The organism is Candidatus Binatia bacterium (assembly GCA_036382395.1).
GTDB lineage: Bacteria > Desulfobacterota > Binatia > HRBIN30 > HRBIN30 > JAGDMS01.
The window spans coordinates 1-4,936 of record DASVHW010000129.1 but is presented as its reverse complement, the minus strand read 5'-3'; the positions used below and the strand labels follow the sequence as shown (position 1 = coordinate 4,936).

Annotated in this window: 5 protein-coding genes; 3 read left to right on the top strand and 2 right to left on the bottom strand. The window is 65.5% G+C overall.

Translation table 11 applies throughout. From position 1 onward, the window contains the following. On the top strand, positions 1-224 hold a 224-nt coding region (locus tag VF515_06090), incomplete at its 5' end, for an NAD(P)-dependent oxidoreductase (GenBank protein HEX7407206.1). A 29-nt stretch (positions 225-253) separates the two neighbouring features. Then, positions 254-1,183, top strand: a complete 930-nt coding sequence (locus tag VF515_06085; GenBank protein ID HEX7407205.1) for an MBL fold metallo-hydrolase — start codon at positions 254-256, stop codon at positions 1,181-1,183. Positions 1,184-1,555: 372 nt separating this feature from the next. On the opposite strand, the gene VF515_06080 is transcribed toward VF515_06085, so the two are convergent. Together VF515_06080 and VF515_06075 are read right to left on the bottom strand one after the other, a co-directional pair. Further along, positions 1,556-3,067: a UDP-N-acetylmuramoyl-L-alanyl-D-glutamate--2,6-diaminopimelate ligase gene (locus VF515_06080; GenBank protein HEX7407204.1), complete on the bottom strand. Its 1,512-nt coding sequence runs from the start codon at positions 3,065-3,067 to the stop codon at positions 1,556-1,558. A gap of 70 nt (positions 3,068-3,137) precedes the next feature. Then, on the bottom strand, positions 3,138-3,638 hold the full coding sequence (locus VF515_06075) for a hypothetical protein (protein ID HEX7407203.1): 501 nt from the start codon (positions 3,636-3,638) through the stop codon (positions 3,138-3,140). A gap of 65 nt (positions 3,639-3,703) precedes the next feature. Here VF515_06075 and VF515_06070 point away from each other — a divergent pair, with 65 nt between their 5' ends. Continuing rightward, a complete protein-coding gene (locus VF515_06070) occupies positions 3,704-4,936 on the top strand; it encodes a transporter substrate-binding domain-containing protein (protein ID HEX7407202.1) in 1,233 nt (410 codons plus the stop codon).

The window sequence follows — 4,936 nt, the reverse complement described above, 5'->3', positions numbered from 1 at the left end:
TGGCCGATGCGTTGAACAGCAACCAGCTTGCGGGTGCGGGGTTGGACGTCGTGTCGGCGGAACCGATGCGGCCGGACAACCCGCTGCTGCATGCCCGTAACTGCGTCATCACGCCGCACATGGCGTGGGCCAGCCTGGCCGCCCGCCGCCGCTTGATGGCGGTGACCGTCGCGAACGTCAACGCCTTTCTTGCGGGAAAGCCGATCAACGTCGTGAATCCTTAGGAATGTCCCGACTTCCAGGAGGCCACCGTATGGAGCTGCAAGAGATCGCCACAGATGTGTACACGTGCCTGCAGGCGGACCGAGGATTGGGCACCAGCAACTCGGGCTTCATCAACCGCGGTGGCGGGCTAGTCATCGACACGTTCTGGGATCTGCCGCATACGCGCCAGCTCATCGAGCTGTACACCCGGGTGTGGAAGGGACCGGCGCGACGCGTGGTCAACACGCACCACAACGGGGACCACTGCTGGGGCAACCAGCTCTTCCGGGGCGCGGAGATCATCGGACACCGGTTGTGCGCCGCGGCGATGGCGAAAGAACGGCCGGAGACCATGCAGATGCTCCAGCAGGCCGCCGCCAGCGGTGATCCGGCCCTGGCGAGCTTTGCGCAGGGGCTCGGGGATTGGGATTTCTCGGGAATCGAGCTGACCCCGCCCACGACGCTCATCGAGGACTCCCTGGATCTCGACCTCGATGGCATTCTGGTGCGGCTGATCTACGTGGGACCGGCACACACGGCCGGGGACGTCATAGCGCATCTTCCCGAGCAACGGGTTGTGTTTACCGGCGATGTCCTGTTTCGCCTGTGCACGCCGATCGGCTGGGAGGGGACCTTTGCCAGGTGGATCGAGGCGCTCGACCATATTGTTGCGCTGAACCCCGAGGTGATCGTTCCCGGTCACGGGCCGCTGTGCGGAATTGAAGGCCTGCGGGAAATGAAAGCCTACCTGCAATACGTGAGGGCGGAGTCCCAACGGTTCTTCGACGCCGGGCTTTCGGCCGTGGAGGCGGCGAAACTAATAGACCGTGGGCCGTATGCAACTTGGACCGAACCAGAGCGGCTGCTTTTCAATGTCGAGCGCGCCTATCGCGAGTTTCGTGGGGAGCCGTTCGATGCCCCGGTCGATGTGATCTCGATCGTCCACGGCATGTACGAGTTGCGCGGACAGCCTCGCTGATCGCAGATCGCTTAGTCCTCGAGGACAGAAGTGTGGCAACGTATTTGACGACACCCCGCTCACCCTGAGAGAGCGGACCGGCGGGGTGCCGGCTTGGAGGGCCCACGAACCCGATCGCACCCGACATCACAGCCCGGGGCGATGCCCCAGGCTGATGAATGGCCGCCCCGTTGGGGCTCATCACCGTAGAGCATTTGAGTCTTTTTGGTCTCAGCCCTGAAAGGGCGGCAAGCCATGAGCCCAGGGCAACGCCCTGGGCGACGGAGCAGGCGCGTGTTCATGGGCAGCCCGTCGAAGGGTGAGCGGGGTTAGGATACGTCGCCGTATTTCTTCCAACGTGTACTTATGGTCTGAAGCTCTTCCGATAGGCGATCAGCGAGGCGCGACGTTCAGCCGCGCCAACGCCTGCCGCGCCTGCTCGCGGTCGTCGAAGTGTACCCGGTGATCGGCAAAGAGCTGATAGGTCTCGTGGCCTTTGCCGGCGATGAGGACGAGATCGCCGGGCTCAGCCAGCTGAATGGCGGTCTCGATGGCGCGGGCGCGGTCGACCTCGGTCCGCACGGGCGCGGCCGTCCCTTTCACCTCACGCACGCCGGCCATGATCTCCGCGATGATCTGCTCCGGATTCTCGGAGCGCGGATTGTCTGAAGTGACGATGACCACGTCGCTCAGCTGCGTTGCGAGACGGCCCATGATTGGGCGCTTGCCGCGATCGCGATCGCCGCCGCAACCGAAGACCGTCAGGATGCGATTCGGTCCGAGGGCGCGGGCGCCGCGCAGCAGTCGCTCCAAGGCGTCGGGCTTATGGGCATAGTCGACCGCGACGGTGAAGCTCTGGCCGCACTCCACCAGTTCGAATCGACCAGGAATCGGCGGCGTCCCGGCTAGTCCGGAGCGCACATCCGCCAGATCCAACCGCAGGGCCAGGCCGACACCGATGGCGGCGAGTGCGTTGTACACGTGATAATCGCCGACGTGCGGTAATTCCACGGTGAGTTCGCCGGCCGGTGTGGTTGCGTGAAACGTCGTGCCGTGGAGGCTGACGGTGATGTCGCGCCCGCGCACGTCCGCGGGCTGCCGAATGCCGTAGGTCAGCAGCGCGCCGCGATTGATCCCGATAATGTACGCACTGCTGGCGTCATCGGCATTGACGATGGCGGTGGCGGCCTTGCCGCCGCTGGCGAGTTCTTCGAACAAGCGGCCCTTGGCGCGCCGGTAGTGGTGCATATCGGGATGGAAGTTGAGATGGTCCTGGCTGATGTTGGTGAACACGGCGACGTCGAAAGCGACCCCCGCTGCGCGCCGCAACTCGAGCGCATGCGAAGACACCTCCATCACCACCGCCTGGAATCCGCCGTCCACCGCCTGGCGCAGCAGGCGTTGTAACTCGGGGGCTTCCGGCGTCGTTTGCTGGGCGGGGATGACGGTGTCGCCAAAGCGATACTCGATGGTGCCGAGCCGCGCCGTGGGAATGCCTGCGGCGTGGAACATCGATTCGATGAAATACGTCGTCGAGGTCTTGCCGCTGGTGCCGGTGACGCCGATCATCACGAGTGCGCGTGACGGGTGATCGAAGAATTCGCAGGCCATGGCGGCGATCGCACCCCAGCAGTCGGCTACTTGGAGCACCGTCACCCCGGGCGGGGGGACGACAGTGCGCTCGACGACCAGCGCCGTGGCCCCACGCTCGACAGCCATGGGGATGAAGTCGTGCCGATCGGCACGCATCTCACCACCTTCGGTGCGGTAGCCGGGAAGACAGACGAAGACATCGCCCGGCTGCACGGTGCGCGAGTCGGAAGCAATGGCGCGCACCGCAATGTCGGGATTACCCGAGAGCACCTCGGCGGCAATGCCGCGCAGCAGATCGGAAAGAGGTTTCATGAACAGCGGACCGGCACGTACCCGGTTCCCTCTCCCTCTGGGAGCGGCTCAGGGTGAGGGCGTTCTCTCGCTATTGCGGCGCGCCTTCGGGCGCGGGCTGTTGCGATTGTGCTGGCGCGGCCCGCAGTTTCGCGGCGACCGCCGGCACCGCTTTGAGCAGCATTTCCATGCGCGCCATCTCCTGTCCCACGGCAGTGCTCAGGGCTCGCTCGTACTCGGCCAGCGCGGCGTCCAGATCGGTGGCTTTCTCCGGCAGGATGTCCTCGTTCTCTCCGAGGCAGGCGTTGACGCCTTCGGCGATCTTCTCGAGGTTCTTCTCGCCCTGCTCGCCGACCTTGGTGGTAAGCTGCTCGCTCCAGACTACATGGAAGGCGTAGGTCGCGGGAACCTGACGCCGCAGGCCCGCCGACAGTAGGAAGAGCTGGTCAGCCAGCGCCTGTGGCGAAGCCACCTTGCGCCGCGTGACTAATGCGTTGAGCCGGACAAAGCGATCGCGCAGACGCTGCAGTCCCATTTCATTCGCCAGCATGGCGATCGCTTGTTGAAATTCCACTTGTGTGAGTTGTGCCATCGGTCTCTTGCTCTCTTGCCTCTGCCCCGCTGGCGTGTCAACCGTAGCCGCTCATGAGGGAGTTCATGCGCAGGCCTCTTGTTGGCGCCGCGCTGGCGGCCATCATCTTCCTAACGCAGCTTAGCGCTGCCGTTGCCGACAGCACTCCGGCGGTGCTCCGGGTCGGCACGAGCGGGGACTATGCGCCGTTCAGTGTCCGCGATGCGGGCGGTGGCTTCACGGGGTTCGACATCGCCGTGGCACGGCGTTTGGCGGCCGATCTCGGTCGCCCGATCGAGTTCACGCCCTTCCGCTGGCCCGACCTCGTGCGGCAGTTGGAGGCCGGCGCGTTCGATATGGCGATGAGTGGCGTGACTCTGCGCCCGGATCGAGCGGTGCAGGTCCTCTACACTCGGCCATACGTCGTCACTGGTGCCGTGGCCGTCATCCAGAAGCGTGACCGCACCAGATTCCGCAGCCTCGCGGACCTCGATCGCAGCGGCGTGCGGATCGGGGTCAATGCCGGCGGCCATCTCGAACAGGTGGCGCGCCAGCGGTTCGGCCACGCACGCCTGCTGCCGGTTCCGGAGAACTCCTCGCTGCCCGGCATCCTGCAACGCGGTGACATCGACGTGGCCATCAGTGAAGCATTGGAAGCGCGCACGTGGCCCGCCAAGCGGTTCGCCACGATCGGACCGTTCACGCGCGACCGCAAAGCATACGCGCTCGCGCCCGGTGCCGGCGACCTCTTGCGGCACGTCAACGAGTGGCTGGCCGCTCGCGAGGCCGACGGCTGGCTCGACCAGCAACGCCGGCAATGGTTCGGCGACCGCTTCGCGCTCACTCCGGCGCAAGCCGGCTTCGAGGCATTGGCGGCTGCCATCGACTTGCGCTTGCAGTTGATGCCGCTGGTGGTTGCGGTCAAACAGCGCGAGCACCTGCCGATTGAAGACCCGCAGCAAGAGGCGCGGGTACTGGAACACGTGCGTGCCGCGGCCGCGGCCGTCCGATTGAATCCAGACGACGTGGCGGAACTCTTTCGGGTGCAGATCGAAGCCGCGAAGGCCGTCGAGAGGTCCACACCTGTCGCATCGGTGCCGGCAGACCTTTCTCTGGCGCAGTTGCGCACGGCGGTCGCGGCGGCCAGCGATCAGATCATTGCGGAAGCGTCCCGCTGCCGGCCGTGGCTGGGTCCATCGCCGGCACGCGATCGGCTCGACGCGACCCTACGCAGCGGCCTCACTGCTTCCGGGGTGCCTCCGTCCCTACTGCGGAAACTGCTGGATGCGACTTACCGGGTTTGCAGCAATGGTGAGTGA

Coding starts and splice junctions, on each gene's coding strand:
- VF515_06075 (HEX7407203.1), bottom strand. CDS start 3,638: ATGGCACAACTCACACAAGTGGAATTTCAACAAGCGATCGCCATGCTG.
- VF515_06070 (HEX7407202.1), top strand. CDS start 3,704: ATGCGCAGGCCTCTTGTTGGCGCCGCGCTGGCGGCCATCATCTTCCTA.
- VF515_06080 (HEX7407204.1), bottom strand. CDS start 3,067: ATGAAACCTCTTTCCGATCTGCTGCGCGGCATTGCCGCCGAGGTGCTC.
- VF515_06085 (HEX7407205.1), top strand. CDS start 254: ATGGAGCTGCAAGAGATCGCCACAGATGTGTACACGTGCCTGCAGGCG.